Consider the following 14,610-nt stretch of genomic DNA (forward strand, 5'->3'; position numbering starts at 1 on the left):
CCTGGAGTCCTCCTGGCTCAGACGCCAGGGGACACCTGACCCGCCGGTAGGTTGGCGGGGCCCTATCGCCGTTCGGCTTCTGCTTGGGTGCTGGCCCTGGGTGCGTCGTAGGACTCGATAGACGGTGACCTGGCTGACGGAGAAGAGCTCGGCGATGGTGTGCTCGCGGGCGGCGTGCTCCTTGACGAGGCCGGTCCGGCCAGCACCGTAGAACTTGCCGCATGCCATCGTAACAACTACTGTTACGACTGGACGGAGGAACGAGGGACGTGGAGTCCGACGTGAGCGCGAACAGCAGACTGACCATTGCGGCGCACGCCCTGACATGGATCGGGCTGTATCAGCGGCGCGGCCACGAGGTCGCCACCTCCGAGCAGATCGCGACGAGCGTCAACACCAACCCGGTGGTGATCCGCCGTCTGCTGGGCGAGCTGCGCAAGGCTGGCCTGGCCGATTCACGGCGGGGGGTGGGGGCGGGCTGGATACTCGCGCGGGACCTGGCGGCGATCACCCTGCTCGACGTCTACCAGGCGATCGAACCGGGACCGGTCTTCGCCCTGCACCGCGCGACACCGAACCCTGAGTGCGTCGTGGGCCACGGCATCGGGCCGGCGATGACCGCCGTGTACGACGGGGTGGAGGTCGCCCTGCGCGGAGAGCTGGCCAAGACCACGCTGGAGGACGTGCTGCGGGACGTCTTGCAAGCCGCCTGAGCCCGGGTCGTCAACTTCCCCTGACCGGGGGAGGTTGCCTTCTACGCCCATAAATGTAACAACAATGATTACATCAAGGAATGGAGAATCTCATGGGGCAGCTGGACGACAAGACCGCCCTCGTCACCGGGGCCTCCAGCGGCATCGGCCTGGCGACCGCCCGCCGTTTCGCCGCCGAGGGTGCGACCGTCTACCTGACCGGGCGCCGCAAGGCCGAGCTGGACGCCGCCGTAGCGCAGGTCGGCGCCCGAGGCATCGCCGTCCAGGGCGATGTCTCGGACCTCGGTGACCTCGACCGGCTCTTCGCCGAGATCGCGAACCGCAGCGGCCGCCTGGACATTGTGGTGGCCAACGCCGGGGTCGGGGACTACGGCCCGCTCGGTGCGATCACCGAGGAGGAGTACGACCGCACTGCCTCGATCAATTTCAAGGGCACGGTCTTCACTGTCCAGAAGGCGCTGCCGCTGCTGACGGCCGGCGCCTCGGTGGTGCTGCTCTCCTCCAGCTCGGCTCTACGGGCCGCCCCGGGCCTGGGCGTCTACGCCGCCACCAAGGCCGCGATCCGCAGCCTCGCCCGCACCTGGGCCGCCGAGCTGGCCGGCCGGGGAATCCGCGTCAACGCCCTGACCCCCGGCCCTGTCGAGACCTCTGGCCTGGACGAGCTCCTCGCCGCTTTCCCGCACGGCGATCGGCCCACCGCGGCCGAGCTCGCCCCACCGACCCCGCTCGGCCGCGTCGGCCGTCCCGACGAGGTCGCCGCCGCCGCCCTCTACCTGGCCGGCGATCAAAGCAGTTTCACCACCGGCGCGGAACTGTTCGTCGACGGCGGCGCCACACAGCTCTAGGCGGCGAATCGGCGACGCGGGACGCATTCGACGCTCCGGGGCGTCTGAGCCGCGTAATAAGCACTTCCTGTTCCAGGGCTGAGGCCCGACCGACACCTCAAGCAGACGAAGAGACAAAGGACGAGAACGATGGCAACAGACGCTCAGACCTCGCGGACCGTGGCCGAGAAGTTCGTGGAGCGCCTCGGCAGGCAGGACTCCGACGGCATCCAGGAACTGTTCGCCGAGGAGATCGACTGGCACGTCCCCGGCAGTGACGCGCTGCCCTGGACCGGGCGCCGTACCCGCCGGGAGGAGGTCGCGCCGTACTTCACCACGATGTGGCCGCACTTCGCGCACGGCAGGAGCAAGGTCGTGCTGGAGCGCTTCATCGTCGACGGTGGTGACGTGGTGCTGCTGGCGGTCTTCACGCACACCGTCGCGGCCAGCGGCAAGGAGTTCACCACACCGGCGGCCATGCACCTGGCGGTCGAGAACAACCGGATCGTTCGCATGCACCTGTACGAGGACACGCTGACCGTCGCCGAGGCGTTCGACGTCGGCTGAGCGGAGGGGACTCAGCCGCCCCGCGGCCCGGGGCGGCTCGGCCGGGCATGTACGTAGAGGGGCAGCCGAGATACGGCAGAAACGGATAGCAGAACTCGCCCCGGCCGGTCGCTGGCGGTCAGCACGGTGGGGTGATCGGCCTTCGGCGCTGACTGCCGATCAGGTCCCCCAGCGTCGCCAGGCCGTCGGCCGGTGTCGCCTTGTCCACCAGCGTGCCGCCCGTCGGGTCTGCCGCACTGGGGACTTGACCGGCGCCCCGAACTTTCGCGCCCCCACCGTGTTCCGGCGGTCTCCGGCCTCCTCGCCCGGGTTGAATGGTGTTCGCAAACGTTCGTTTGACGACAGGCGGCCGACGCATCCAATGAGCCCGTGCAATCCAGGGGTTCGAGGCGGCGCGAATCCAATCAGATCCGATGGTGATTGCTGACAGGGTTTGACGACAGATAGGGTCCGATCCTCCGCGCGAAAGGGGCCCTTGGTGGCGAACCTGGTCTACAAGCGCGTCTCGACCGATCAGCAGTCCATCGCCCGGCAGAACCTCGTCCTCGACGAGGCCGGGATCGAGAACCCCGTCGTCTTCGAGGAGGACCCGGGGACCTCCAGCCGCCTCCACCCGCTCCAGCGGCCGAAGTTCCGCGAGCTGCTGGACTACGCGCGGCCGGGCGACACCGTGCACATCTCCGAGATGTTCCGCCTCGTCCGCGGCACCAGCCACATCCTCGACGTGCTCGACGTCCTCCACCATGACCGTCTCGCCCTGCGCATCCACGACGGCGCGTTCTCCGCGATGGACCTCACTGCCCGCCACCCGCGCACCGGGGAACTGCTGTCCACGGTGAAGTTCATGGTGCAGACCCTCGCGGCCGCCGGGGAACTTCAGCGCGACCTCCAGCGCGAGCTGACCTACGACGGACTGCGGGCCGCCGAAGCCAAGGGCAACAAGGGCGGCCGACGCCCAGCCATCAAGGCCGACAAGACTGCCGCCGTCCGCACCGCGTACCTGGACGGCCGGTCCATCGCCGCCCTGGCCCGCGAGCACGACGTCAGCCGCGGCGCCATCCGCACGGCCGTCGCCGGCCTCATGCCCGAGCACACCACCGCCGACCACGACGACATCCCGGCCCCGGAGCTGCCGGTCACCCTCGCCGTACGGTGATGCCCTGGTCGAGCGCGGCGCGCTCGGCGGGGTCCAGCTCGGCGGCGCGGAGGAAGTCGGCGACCTTGCCCGGCAGGTCGCGGCCAGGGCTACACCCTGCGCGTCAGCGCCGAGCCCGCGGTCCACCGCCAACTCCTCGCCCGCTGCCAGCCCCTCGACGGCACAGCGGCGACCCCGGCACAGCGCAAGGCCCGCCGCGAGTACGAGAACCGCGTCAACACCCTCACGGCCGACGCCTGACGCAGATCCCGTCAGCCGTTCAAGATCATCTCGTGGCGGGTTTCTGGCGTATCCGGGTCATGCCCCAACCATAGTCCACAGCTCTGATCATCCGGTGCGACAACATGACTACGTGGAGGAGCGGAGCGTGACGGCCGTCACGCTCCGCGCTTGCAGAAATGAGTAGTTCTGAGAAACCGGAAACCCCCGCCGAGCCGTGTCCGGTTTGCCCCTGATCTTCGCTCTCACAACCTCTCGCAAAACGGCTTTCGCACAAAGCCCCTCGCGATAGGTTTTGCGACATGCCAGAACCCCCCGAACCGGCCGCTGCAGTCGAACAGTACGACTGTCCGACCTGTGAGGTGCCCGCCGGAAGCACCTGCCGCACCCGCGGCGGCAAAGTCGCCCCGAAGTACCACACCCCCCGCTTCATGCTCGTCCCCCAGCTCCGCGCCGAGCTGGAGGTGAAGACCCCCGCCGACCGCGGCCCCGGCCGCGCGTGGGAAATGGGCCCCGCCATCGACGCCGCAGCACACGAGACGGCTACCAAGCCCACCAGGGTGGGCTACGCGAGGTGCAGCACCGCCCAGCAAGAACTCCAGAGCCAGCTCGACGCGCTCGCCGAGGCCGGGTGCGACCCGGTCTTCTCCGAGAAGATCAGCACCCGTATCAAGGTACGACCGGAGTTCGTCAAGGCGATGGACTTCGTCCGCACCATCAAGAAGGCCGTCCCGCACCAACGGGTCATCCTCACCGTCCACGAGATGAAGCGCCTCGGCCGTGGCGCCGCCGAGCTGCTGGCCATCGCCGAGGACCTGCGCCACCACGACATCGAACTCGAACTCCTCACCGGCCCCCTCCAAGGCGTCTACGATCCGTCCGGGCACGGCGCCGCCCTGTTCGCCTTCTTCGCCGGCATGGCCGAGTCCGAGCGCGAATACATCCGGGAGAAGTCCCTCGAAGGCCAGGCGTCCGCCCGCGAACGCGGCCGGCACGGCGGGCGCCCCAAGGTCGTCGACGACGACATGGCCGCCTACGCCCGGTCCTTGCGGGCCAACGGGGTGCCCGTACCGCAGATCGCGCAGAAGCTCGTCATCACCTCGGGCAAGAACAAGGGCGAACACCCCTCGGTCGCCACCGTCTACCGCATCCTCGCCGAGGAAGCCGACAGCACCGCGTGAGACCGGACGCCCGCCAGATCTTCAAGATCAGCTCGTTGCCCTTTGACGCGTATCTGGGTCACGCCCCTATTAAGGCGTTGTCCAGCGTCAGGGTGAGCTCGGCGATCCGCCACCTACCGTCGGACCGTCGCAGGCTGAACGTGTAGACCCCGGTCGAGATCATCTGGATGCTTTCGCCGGTGTTCCTCGTCTGCAGCAGGTAGGCCCGCATCTCAGCGGTGGCGGCGTCCGCGGTCGTGACCACGACATTGCTCAAGTGGTGCCGCACCCTTCCGGTCTGGGCCGTGTGCCCGTCACGGATGAAGTCGAGCACCGCCGTGCGTCCGGCGACCGGGCCGAGCGCCCTTTGTCCAGGCATCGTGAAGGTCCAGGTGGTGTCCTCGGTCAGGACCGCTTCCAGCTCGGGCACATTCAGCTCGTCCAGGGCGTGGGCGTAGTTCGCCACCGCCTGCTGGAGTTCGGCGATCACGAGACCACCGTCAGCACGATCTTGCCTTGGATGTGGCCCTGCGCGGCTCGCGTGTGTGCGCGGCCCGCCTCGGGCAGCGGGTAGGTGCTGTCCACCCCGACCTGGAGCTTGCCCTCGTCGAGCAGGTGCCCGATCTCGGCGAGCTGGGGGCCGTTGGAACGTACCTGAATGTTCGAGACGGTGATGCCCAGACGCGCCGTCTCTTCCGGGTCGTACTGGGCGAAGAACACCGGAAGCATGGTGCCTCCGCGCTTGAGCACGGTCAGGAAGCGTGAGCTGTCCGGGCCACCGACGGTGTCGATCACCAGGTCGACGCCGCTGGCCACGTCCGCGGCCTGTGTCGTGGTGTAGTCGATGAACTCGTCGGCGCCGAGCTTGCGCAGGAACTGCTCGTGCCGGCCCGAGGCCACCGCGATGACGTGTGCCCCCTTCCATTTCGCCAGCTGCACCGCGAAGTGGCCCACTCCACCGGCGGCCCCGTTGACCAGCACGGTCATCCCCGGCGTGATCGGCACCGGCCGGTGCACCTGGCCGGTGAAAGGAGACGGCACGTCGTGGCCGAGATCAACCAGATACTGCCAGGCCGTAAGCACGGCCATCGGCGCCCCAGCCGCCTGCACGTGGTCGATACCGGCCGGCTTGTGAGCCAGGTCGGAAGCCGGCGCGGCCACGTACTCGGCGTATGTCCGACCGTCGAATCCGGGGAACCGAAGCATGCCGAAGACCTCGTCACCGACGGCGAACCCCAGCACATCCGGAGCGACCGCCTGGACCACGCCCGACATGTCCGTTCCAGGGATCAGGGGGAACTCCAGCGCTGGCCTCATCTCGGCCGGCATCACCTTCATCCCCTCACGCAGGTACCAGTCCGGCGGGTTGATGCCCGCCGCGTGCACCCGGACGAGCACCTCGCCCGGGCCGATCTCGGGAACCGGCACCTCGTCATACTGCAGAACTTCCGGCCCGCCCGCTTCGTGGAACTGGATCGCCTTCATCGCGCCTGTCGCTTTCTCGGGGAAACGTTGCTCCTTCAGTCAAGGCCCGGGATGGCATGGCCGTCCAAGACCGGTTCGGCAACCTGATCATTCCGAAACGGCATGACGCGTATCCTGCAAGGGTGAACGATCTCGGACAGGACCTGGAACTGCGGCTCGTGCGCTACTTCACCGTGGTGGCGGCGCACCAGCACTTCGGCCGGGCCGCCGCCGACCTGCACGTAGCCCAGCCGGCGCTGAGCCGTCAGATCCAACGGCTCGAAAAATATCTCGGCACACGACTGCTGGACCGAACCCCCCAGGGCACCCGACTCACTCCGGCCGGCCAGACGTTCCTCCCCCGGGCCCAAGCCCTGCTGCAGGCCGCCCGCCAGGCCGAGCTGGCCGTGCGTGAACAAGCCCAGACCGAACGAATCGCCATCGGCTACGTCGAAGACCTGGTGATCACTGCCGCCGTACGGGAACTGCGCCGCCGTTACCCCAACGCCGAGATCGCCACCCGGCATCTGAGCTGCCGCGACGTCGGGGCACTGTCCGACAAGCGCGTCGACGCCCTGATCGCGCGGGCCCCGCTGCCGCTCGTTGCCGACGACGTGTTCACCACCCCGCTGTACGAGGAGCCCCGGATGCTCGTGGTCCCGCGCGGCCATCCCTTGGCCGACCGCGCGTCGGTGACCGCGGAAGAACTGGCTGGCGAAGAGGCGGCGCCGTGCGCGTTCGAGACCGCAGACTGGGCTTCCTACCGGATCCTCGGGGCCGGCGTGCCGCCGATCGAGAGCTACGAGGACAAGCTCGAACTCGTCGCGAGTGGCAGGGCGATCGCCGTGCTACCGGTCGGCGATCGGCGTAGCTCACTGCGTCCTAACCTCGTCACCGTCCCGGTCGAGGGCGCTCCCCCCAGCCGGGTCGTCCTGGTCAGCCGCAAGGGCGACCCGAATCCGATGATCAGGAATCTCCGGCTGGCTGCCAAGGCCGTCCTGACCGCCCCGGCATCCTGACCGGGACCAGGTCGGGCGATGACCATGGGCGGCAGGTCTACCACGGCCTCCGAGTGGAGGTCCGCCGGCTCACCGCAGGCTGAACACCGCTCGACGCAGGAACTGCCCGTCTTGTCGCCAACTGCTCTCGGGAAACGACAATGGCCTGTGCTTGAACCGCCCCGGCTCGAATAGCCCTGCTTGGCCTGCTGCTCGGCCTGGGCGACCAGGTCGAGGGCGATGATCCGGGCGTACGTCGCCCCCGGCCGTCTGCCCGCAGCGGTCGCGTACTGCCGGGCGGCGTTCGGCCGGTCGCCCAAGGTCTCGAACACCTTCACCGTACGGGAGTGGACGGTGGCGGCCAGCGGGCCCCACACCAGAGCCCAGAACGGAACCTCGTCCCCGGCCCGCACCCCGGAGGCGAGGGCGGCGCGGGCGTGCGTCCTTCCAGCTCCACATGACCGGCATGGACACACGGGTGTGTGGCGTGCCGGCACGCGGCGGTGATGGCCTTGTCCGTGGCGTCGGCGACTCGAATCTCGTCCCTTCCGCCGACGCGATCGGTCGGACGGCAGCGGCCCGCTGCCACCGTTCACGCACCCGTGGCAGCGACTGCGCCACGGCGAGACGGCCGTGGCCACCGTGCAGCAGTCCCCCGGCGGGCAGGGCGCCCCCGTCCCCGAGATCGCCCGCAAGCTCGTCATCACCTCGGGCAAGAACCAGGGCAAGCGCCCCTCGGTCGCCACCGTCTACCGCATCCTCGCCGAGGATACCGACACCACCGTGTGAGCCCCGGACGCCCTTCAGGGATTCAAGATCATCTCATTGCCCCTTCGACGCGTATCTGGGTCACACCCCTATTAACGGGTTCTCCTCAATGGCGCTGTCCGACAACTACATGTCGCTCCATGCCAACGAGGTGCTCATGCCGTTGAGGCAGATTGATGCACCGGAAAGGCAGCCTGCCGGTTCCTTGCGGGCTGTCGCCGATACGTGGAAGACACCTGAGCCCCGGAAACACCACACAGCTATGAGGGGCACGTGCTGCGCCGATCAGCGCGCGGAGTTGAGGGAGAGAACATGAGGATTCGCAACGTCCTGCTGGCCATGGGCGCTTCGCTCGGGCTGGTGCTCACGGTGCCGGGAGCAGCCAACGCCTCCCATGCAACCGGCAGCGCAAGCGTCAGCAACAGCTACGGCCGTGCCAGCGCCTCCTGGACCTGGCAGAACTCGAGCAGCCTGAGCGGGATCAGCCTGCATGTGAAGGACACCAACTGCAACAGCAATCCGGTATACGCCTACTTCAGGGTGACCCGCACGAACGGCGATACCTGGCACACCAGTACCTACCGGTACGACTACAACGGGTGCAACGGTGGCGGCACCACGCACCCCGGCCTGTCTCTCTCGGACGGCTACTACATCAAGTACATCGCCATCCGTCTGTGCAATGACCAGTTGGGCACGGACCCCTGCACCACCGGGAGCAACTCGGGAGCCAACCCGCACGCCTGAGACCGCTGTCTGCGGCGGACGGCAGCCGACTGGTGCCGTGAGCACTACCAGTCCGGTAGCGGCGTACGGGCACCTCCACGAACCGCCCGTACGCCGCAGCCTGCTCATCAGTCAGAAACTCCACCGGCACGCGGCGGACGATAGCCACCGCCAGACCTCTCATGCAATCTTCGTTGAACCCCCACAGCGCAGACGATCACTGCGCTAGGCCCCAAGATCGTTCCTGAGCATCAATGGCTGTTCCGTTGTACCAACACCGAATCAGGAACTGGACAGAGGCGAAGCCGCCTCGCTCCCGGATCTCCGTCATCCCCCATACACCTGCAGTGATACAGGTTTCCTCCGGTTCGCTCAGGCGGTACAGCAGCCTGCAGCGGCAGTCGCGGGCGGATTCCGGCGCGGTCACAGGCTCAGCTGTGCCCCGCAGCACCGTGGGAGACAACAGGTCCAGGTAAAGCGGTCACCCGGGACCTACTGCTTGTGCAAGTTGAGGCTGGTCAACATCCGATGCCGGTAGTCACCAGGGGGCATGCCGAAGGCAGCACTGAAGGCGCGGCTGAAGTTCGCGGGGTCGGTGAACCCCCAGCGGGCGGCGATGGCACGGACCGGGCGGGAGTGCAGGAGGGGGTCGGCCAGATCGCGGCGGCAGCACTCCAGCCGACGGGCGCGGATCCACCCGGCGACGGTGGTGTCCTGGTCCTGGAAGAGCCGTTGCAGGGAACGCAGGGAGATGTGGTGGGCCGCGGCGACCGCGCCCGGAGACAGGTCCGGGTCGCCCAGGTGCTGCTGGATGAAGGCGTAGATCTCCAGCAGCAGGGCCCGGTGGCGGGTCTGGGGTGGCATTGACGCGGCGGCGTCGAGGTGGTGGGCGAGGAAGGCGGTGAGCAGGTCGAGGGTGCAGGTGGCCAGGCGGGCGCCGTCCGCCGCGGTGTAGGTGGCGGCGCCCGCGACCAGCTGCTTGAGGTAGCCGGACAGCACAGCGCCCACCCCCTCGCGCCCGGGCAACCGCACGGCGGTGAGCTGGGCGACCTTGTCCGCCGGCAACGGCAGCAGGGCCCGGGGGACTCGCACCATCACCCCCTTTACCGTGTCCTGGTCAGCGAATGCCCAGCCCTGCCAGGGGCGCGAGGTATCGAAGAGCATCACCTCCCCGGGGCCGCTGGTGGTGTCCTGGCCGCTTTGGAGGATCCGGTGACTACCGCGCAGGTTCAGCATCAGCTGGTAGGACTCGGGATCGGAGCTCCGGATCAGCTTCGGCGTCCGGCGGGTCTCCAGCGACGGGTAGGCCAGCGCGGACACCTCCACCGGGCCCAGGTCCAGCATTCGCGCGCTCGCCCGGAAGTTCTCCTCATGATCGCTGCGGACCACGCTGGGTATCAACGCCTTGGCCGTCATGTCGTGCCAGGAGCCGAACCTCTCGGCCACCGGCAGATCCTCCGTCCGGAAATCTGTTACCAGCACCATGCATCCCCCCCCACAGGGACGAGCCGCGCCCTTTGTGGGCATGCCGCCTGTCCGCCGACTTCCTGTCAGTACACCAACAACACTTGGTTCCACCAGTAAGACCACCTTTCTGCCGCCCAGCACGGGCGGACATCGCGGGCTGCACTGGTCGTCGAGTCCCTCCAGGAATGGGGCGGGGCCGCCACGGTGACGGCCCCGGGGTCATCTTGCTGTGCGGGTGTAACAGGGCGGGGCGGGATGCTCGATCAGCTGTCCTCGAAGCGCTTGGTCGCGCACGGCGGGCACAGCGGCACCTGTCGGTGGTCGGGGTCCTCCGGGTAGAGCGCGGTGGAGAACGGGTCGGGCATGACCTCCACGTCCGGCCGGCGCTTGCCGCGCTCCTCGCAGCGCAGGAGCAGCGGCTCCAGGAGGTCGAGGGCGTGGCGGATGCGGTCGCCGGTGCTGTCCTGGGCGTGGCCCTGGGCTTCGTCCAGCAGCTCGGTGACGCGGTCGATGTCCTCGTGGTCGGCCTCCCTCACCGACACCGTGATAGTGCCAATGACGTCGGCGATCGCGCCGAGGACGCCCGCGTCCGGGTTGGCCAGGTCGTACAGGGCCTGAAGGACGGCGGCGTGAGGGCCGACCGCTTCGGTGCGGCACGCGGTGTCGCGGATGCGGTCGAGCCCGATCCGGACGACGCCGACGGCCGCCCGCAGCTCCTGGTCCAGAGGCGGCTTCGGGGTGCGGTCCACTGGGGTCCTTCCGTGGTGATCGGTGGGTTATCTAGCTGAATTGATCCCGTATGGCCTGCTATAGGGCGGCCATGAGCAGCGCGGCGACGCCGAGGAACAGGTGGTGGAAGCTCTGGGGGTCGCCGTAGTATCCGCCGAAAATCGGGCGGATATGCCCCTGACCTGCGTTGAACCGCCACTCACTGAGAGGGCCGGTCGTCTGCTTCGCCGTTCGCGGCAGCCCGCGCACACCGGCCCAGGGGTGGGGACCCAGTAGCCTGCTGACCTGCATCTGGGGCTGGAGGTCGTGGTTGGCCACACGGGTGTTCGCCGAAGAGGAACTGGAACGTCTGCGGGAGTTCCCCGAGATCGGGCGGGACGAGCTGTTCCGGTTTTTCACCCTCACCGAGGCCGATCGTGCGTTCGTTGATCCCGGCCGGGGACGGGGGCCCGTCGTCTGGGCATGGCGATGGCCTTATGCACGTTGCCCTGGCTCGGGTTTGTCCCAGACTCGATGGCCACCGCCCCGCCGGTCGCGGTCGCCCGGCTGGCCGAGCAACTCGACGTAGCCCCCGCGGTGCTCAAGTCCTACGGACGACGCGCGAAGACCCGCACCGAGCATCTGCGGCTGGTCGCGGCCTATCTGGGCTGGGTGGCGCCGGGCACGTTGCAGTTGAAGGAGCTCGACGAGTTCCTGCTGGCCCGCGCGATGGAGCACGACGCCCCAAGCTTGTTGTTCCGGCTGGCGTGCGAGTACCTGATCTCGGCGAAGGTGATCCGGCCCGGCCCGGTCACCGTGGTCGAACGCGTCGCCCACGCCCGCGAGCAGGCCCAGACCGAGACCTACCAGCGCCTGGCCCACGAACTGACCGAGGCCCGCTGCACGGAGCTGGATGAGATGCTGGAGGTCGACCCGCAGATCGGGATGACCCGGTTGCGGTGGATCGCCACGGGCCCGGTCGAGGCCTCCCCGGCGGGTGTCCGCGCCGAGGTCGACAAGCTGCTCTACCTGCGCGGACTGGGCGCCCACACGCTGGACTTATCGGTGTTGCCCGCCGAGCGGCGCCGTTTCCTTGCCACCGTGGTCAGGCGCCTGACCGGCCAAGCCCTGCAGCGGCGGGAGCCCGAGCGCCGCTACCCGATCTTGCTGACGCTGCTGGCGCAGTCGGCCACCGATGTTCTGGACGAGGTGGTGGCGTTGTTCGACCAGGCCGTGTCCGCGCGCGAGGGCAAGGCCGAACGCAAGATGCGCGATGAACTGGCTGAACGTGGAAAGTCCGGGGAAGACCGGCAGGCGCTGCTGGACGAGCTGCTGGACATCGTGTTTGACACCAGCGTCAGTGACGAGGAGATCGGCGGCCTGATCCGGGGCGAGCGCATCGGCTGGCCACGGTTACGGGCGGCCCGCGCGCAGACCGCGCCGCGACTTCCTCGCGACCACGGGCACCTGGCCGCGCTCGACGGCTCGTACGGATACCTGCGGCAGTTCACCCCGCAGGTGCTGGCGGTCGTGGAGTTCGCCGGCGGCACCGCAGCGGCCGAGCTGCTCGCGGCGGTGGACATCCTGCGCACCTTGAACGCCACAGGTGCCCGCCGAGTCCCGCCCGACGCGCCGGAGGGTTTCGTGCCCGCGCGCTGGCGCGGCTACCTGGAGACCGCGCGGAAATCCGGGAACACCAGTGCCTACCGGCATTACTGGGAGTTGTGCGTGTTGCTGTGCCTGCGTGACGGGCTGCGCAGCGGGGACGTGCACGTGCCCGGTTCTCGCCGCTACGCCGACCCCGCCGCCTACCTGCTCACCCCGGGCAAGTGGAACGAGACGCGCACCGAGTTCTGCCAGCTGGTCGGCAAGCCCGCCGACGCCGACAGGGCGCTGGCCGAGGCCCGCGACGAACTCGACGACGCACTCGGCGGCCTGGAGGAAGTCCTGGCCGCCGGTGACGGCCCGGTGCGGTTGGACGAGCAGGGCGAGCTGGTGATCTCCCCGCTGACCGCCGAAGACGTCCCCGCCGAAGCGGTCGCGCTCAAAGCCGAGCTGACCACCATGTTGCCGTTCGCCCCGATCGTGTCGCTGCTCATCGAGCTGGACCAGCGCACCGGGTTCCTGGACTGCTTCACCCACGCCACCGGCAAGCAGGCCCGCTCGGCGGAGCTCAAGCGCAACCTGATCGCGGTCCTGCTCGCGCACTCCACCAACCTCGGGCTCACGCGGATGGCGGACGCGTGCGGGATCTCCTACGACGTGCTGTCCTGGACCGCGGAGTGGTACGTGCGTGAGGAGACGCTGCGCGCGGCGAACCTGGCGATCATCGGCTACCACCAAGGACTGCCGCTCACCCGCGTGTTCGGCACCGGGACACTGTCCTCGTCGGACGGGCAGCGGTTTCCCACGCGCGGCAAGTCGGTCACCTCCCGGGCGATGTCGCGGTACTTCGCCCACGAAGGGCTCTCGACGTACACCCACGTCACCGACCAGCACACCACCTACGGCACCAAGGTGATCGTGGCGACCAAACGCGAGGCCCACTACGTGCTCGACGAGATCCTCGGCAACGCCACCGACATCCCGATCACCGAACACGCGACCGACACGCACGGCGTCACCCTGGTCAACTTCGGCCTGTTCGATCTGCTCGGGTTGCAGCTCTCGCCCCGGATCCGGGACCTGGGCAAGATCACCCTCTACCGGCCGGGTCCCCGCGCGGAGACCGAGAAGTCCTTCCCGCACACCGGGCCGCTGCTCACCCGGCGGCTGAACACCGACCTGATCGCCGAGCACTGGGACGACCTGCTGCGGCTGGCCGGGTCGCTGAAGTTCGGGCACGCCACCGCGTCCCTGCTGGTCGGCAAACTGTCGGCCTCCGGGCGGCAGAACGCGCTGGCCGCCGCGCTCAAGGAATACGGGGCGCTGCGGCGCACCGTGTACGCCGCCGGTACCTGGCGGACCCGGTGTACCGGCGCAAGGTCGCGCGGATGCTCAACAAGGGCGAGTCCCTGCACGCGCTGCGTCGCGACCTGCTCTACGCCCACGAGGGCATGATCCGGGCCCGGCAGCTGGAAGCCCAGACCGAGCAGGCGTGGTGCCTGACCCTGGTCACCAACGCCGTGATCGCCTGGACCACCGAGTACTACGGGCTGGCTGTCGCCCAGCTGCGCGCGGCCGGGCGCCAGGTCGACGACGACGTGCTCGCGCACATCTCCCCGGCCCATTCTGAGAACATCAACTTCTTCGGCGCGATCGAGGTCGACATCGAAAACGAGCTGGCGCAGCTCGGCCCGACCGGATACCGGCCGCTGCGGGTCCGCGACACCTTGTTCTGACTCTGCTTGCCCCGTAACGAGTCCGGTGTCACTCGATCGTGGCGACCCCTCGGCGTCTTCTACTGTGGACAGTCGTGATGGATGTCGAGCCGGACCCGGACGCCCCTGATCCCGGCGACCGGACCATGCAACGGCTGGAACTGACCGCCGCGCTGGACGAGGTGTTCCCGCAATGGCGCTCCATGGTCGACGAGCCGCAGCGCGACGGCGTCCCGCCGCGCTGGCTGACCGCCGACAACGTCCCGGCCGGGGTGATGCTGGCCGACCTGGACGAGCACGAGCCGTACCCGGTCGCGGTGCCGCTGGCGTGGCCGACCCGCCGCCGGCCCTTCTAGGGGGTCGGCCAAGATACGACGGAAACCGGCAACCAGTGATCTTGAGTTGAACTTGCCGCAGGTGAGGTGCTGGGGCGGATCGGCGTCGGCTGCCCGACCAGGGACTGCGATGCGCAAACGCAGCCGGAGGCCCGATCTTGTGTCACCGTTCGCAGTGGACTTCT

Annotated in this window: 16 protein-coding genes; 11 read left to right on the forward strand and 5 right to left on the reverse strand. The window is 68.7% G+C overall.

Going from position 1 to position 14,610, the window contains the following annotated elements; translation table 11 throughout:
- Positions 1–281 precede the first annotated feature (281 nt).
- From ABZ818_RS29775 to ABZ818_RS29795, 5 genes are all read left to right on the forward strand, one after another.
- Positions 282–713, forward strand: coding sequence for an Rrf2 family transcriptional regulator (locus ABZ818_RS29775; protein WP_361421309.1), 432 nt, complete (start codon positions 282–284; stop codon positions 711–713).
- Between the two features lie 92 nt (positions 714–805).
- Complete coding sequence (locus ABZ818_RS29780; RefSeq protein WP_361421218.1) at positions 806–1,558, forward strand: glucose 1-dehydrogenase; 753 nt, start codon at positions 806–808, stop codon at positions 1,556–1,558.
- A 129-nt stretch (positions 1,559–1,687) separates the two neighbouring features.
- Positions 1,688–2,104 carry a nuclear transport factor 2 family protein gene (locus ABZ818_RS29785; protein WP_351874765.1) on the forward strand — a complete coding sequence of 139 codons (417 nt, stop codon included), beginning with the start codon at positions 1,688–1,690 and terminating at the stop codon, positions 2,102–2,104.
- Between the two features lie 478 nt (positions 2,105–2,582).
- Entirely contained in the window at positions 2,583–3,260 is a 678-nt protein-coding gene (locus ABZ818_RS29790; protein ID WP_361421222.1) for a recombinase family protein, read from the forward strand.
- A gap of 521 nt (positions 3,261–3,781) precedes the next feature.
- Positions 3,782–4,660, forward strand: coding sequence for a recombinase family protein (locus ABZ818_RS29795; RefSeq protein WP_361421225.1), 879 nt, complete (start codon positions 3,782–3,784; stop codon positions 4,658–4,660).
- A 58-nt stretch (positions 4,661–4,718) separates the two neighbouring features.
- Here the strand turns inward: ABZ818_RS29795 and ABZ818_RS29800 are convergent, their stop codons facing one another.
- Both ABZ818_RS29800 and ABZ818_RS29805 read right to left on the reverse strand, forming a co-directional pair.
- Positions 4,719–5,129, reverse strand: coding sequence for a nuclear transport factor 2 family protein (locus tag ABZ818_RS29800; protein ID WP_361421228.1), 411 nt, complete (start codon positions 5,127–5,129; stop codon positions 4,719–4,721).
- Positions 5,126–6,124 carry an NADP-dependent oxidoreductase gene (locus ABZ818_RS29805; RefSeq protein ID WP_361421231.1) on the reverse strand — a complete coding sequence of 333 codons (999 nt, stop codon included), beginning with the start codon at positions 6,122–6,124 and terminating at the stop codon, positions 5,126–5,128. Before ABZ818_RS29805 ends, ABZ818_RS29800 begins: the two co-directional genes overlap by 4 nt.
- Positions 6,125–6,246: 122 nt before the next feature.
- Between ABZ818_RS29805 and ABZ818_RS29810 the strand changes: the two genes are divergently transcribed.
- From ABZ818_RS29810 to ABZ818_RS29820, 3 genes are all read left to right on the forward strand, one after another.
- On the forward strand, positions 6,247–7,122 hold the full coding sequence (locus ABZ818_RS29810) for a LysR family transcriptional regulator (protein WP_361421233.1): 876 nt from the start codon (positions 6,247–6,249) through the stop codon (positions 7,120–7,122).
- A gap of 612 nt (positions 7,123–7,734) precedes the next feature.
- On the forward strand, positions 7,735–7,890 hold the full coding sequence (locus ABZ818_RS29815; protein ID WP_361421235.1) for a hypothetical protein: 156 nt from the start codon (positions 7,735–7,737) through the stop codon (positions 7,888–7,890).
- A 291-nt stretch (positions 7,891–8,181) separates the two neighbouring features.
- A complete protein-coding gene (locus ABZ818_RS29820) occupies positions 8,182–8,616 on the forward strand; it encodes a hypothetical protein (protein ID WP_361421238.1) in 435 nt (144 codons plus the stop codon).
- A gap of 471 nt (positions 8,617–9,087) precedes the next feature.
- Here ABZ818_RS29820 and ABZ818_RS29825 read toward each other — a convergent pair whose 3' ends face one another.
- The 3 genes from ABZ818_RS29825 to ABZ818_RS29835 all read right to left on the reverse strand — a co-directional run bounded on the left by ABZ818_RS29825 (position 9,088) and on the right by ABZ818_RS29835 (position 11,109).
- Positions 9,088–10,041, reverse strand: coding sequence for a helix-turn-helix domain-containing protein (locus ABZ818_RS29825; RefSeq protein WP_361421241.1), 954 nt, complete (start codon positions 10,039–10,041; stop codon positions 9,088–9,090).
- A gap of 284 nt (positions 10,042–10,325) precedes the next feature.
- Complete coding sequence (locus ABZ818_RS29830; RefSeq protein WP_361421244.1) at positions 10,326–10,811, reverse strand: hypothetical protein; 486 nt, start codon at positions 10,809–10,811, stop codon at positions 10,326–10,328.
- 58 nt (positions 10,812–10,869) lie between these two features.
- Positions 10,870–11,109 (reverse strand): hypothetical protein, encoded by a 240-nt coding sequence (locus ABZ818_RS29835; protein WP_361421247.1) that lies wholly within the window; start codon positions 11,107–11,109, stop codon positions 10,870–10,872.
- Between the two features lie 138 nt (positions 11,110–11,247).
- Here ABZ818_RS29835 and ABZ818_RS29840 point away from each other — a divergent pair, with 138 nt between their 5' ends.
- From ABZ818_RS29840 to ABZ818_RS29850, 3 genes are all read left to right on the forward strand, one after another.
- Positions 11,248–13,830 (forward strand): Tn3 family transposase, encoded by a 2,583-nt coding sequence (locus tag ABZ818_RS29840; protein ID WP_361421312.1) that lies wholly within the window; start codon positions 11,248–11,250, stop codon positions 13,828–13,830.
- The gene (locus ABZ818_RS29845; protein ID WP_361421250.1) at positions 13,764–14,111 is read left to right on the forward strand and encodes a Tn3 family transposase; all 348 of its coding nucleotides are present in this window, start codon (positions 13,764–13,766) and stop codon (positions 14,109–14,111) included. The genes ABZ818_RS29840 and ABZ818_RS29845 overlap by 67 nt, the downstream gene beginning before the upstream one ends.
- Positions 14,112–14,185: 74 nt before the next feature.
- The gene (locus tag ABZ818_RS29850) at positions 14,186–14,446 is read left to right on the forward strand and encodes a hypothetical protein (RefSeq protein WP_361421253.1); all 261 of its coding nucleotides are present in this window, start codon (positions 14,186–14,188) and stop codon (positions 14,444–14,446) included.
- The last annotated feature ends 164 nt before the right edge of the window (positions 14,447–14,610 follow it).

It is taken from the genome of Streptomyces sp. NPDC047453 (assembly GCF_040643155.1).
GTDB lineage: Bacteria > Actinomycetota > Actinomycetes > Streptomycetales > Streptomycetaceae > Streptomyces.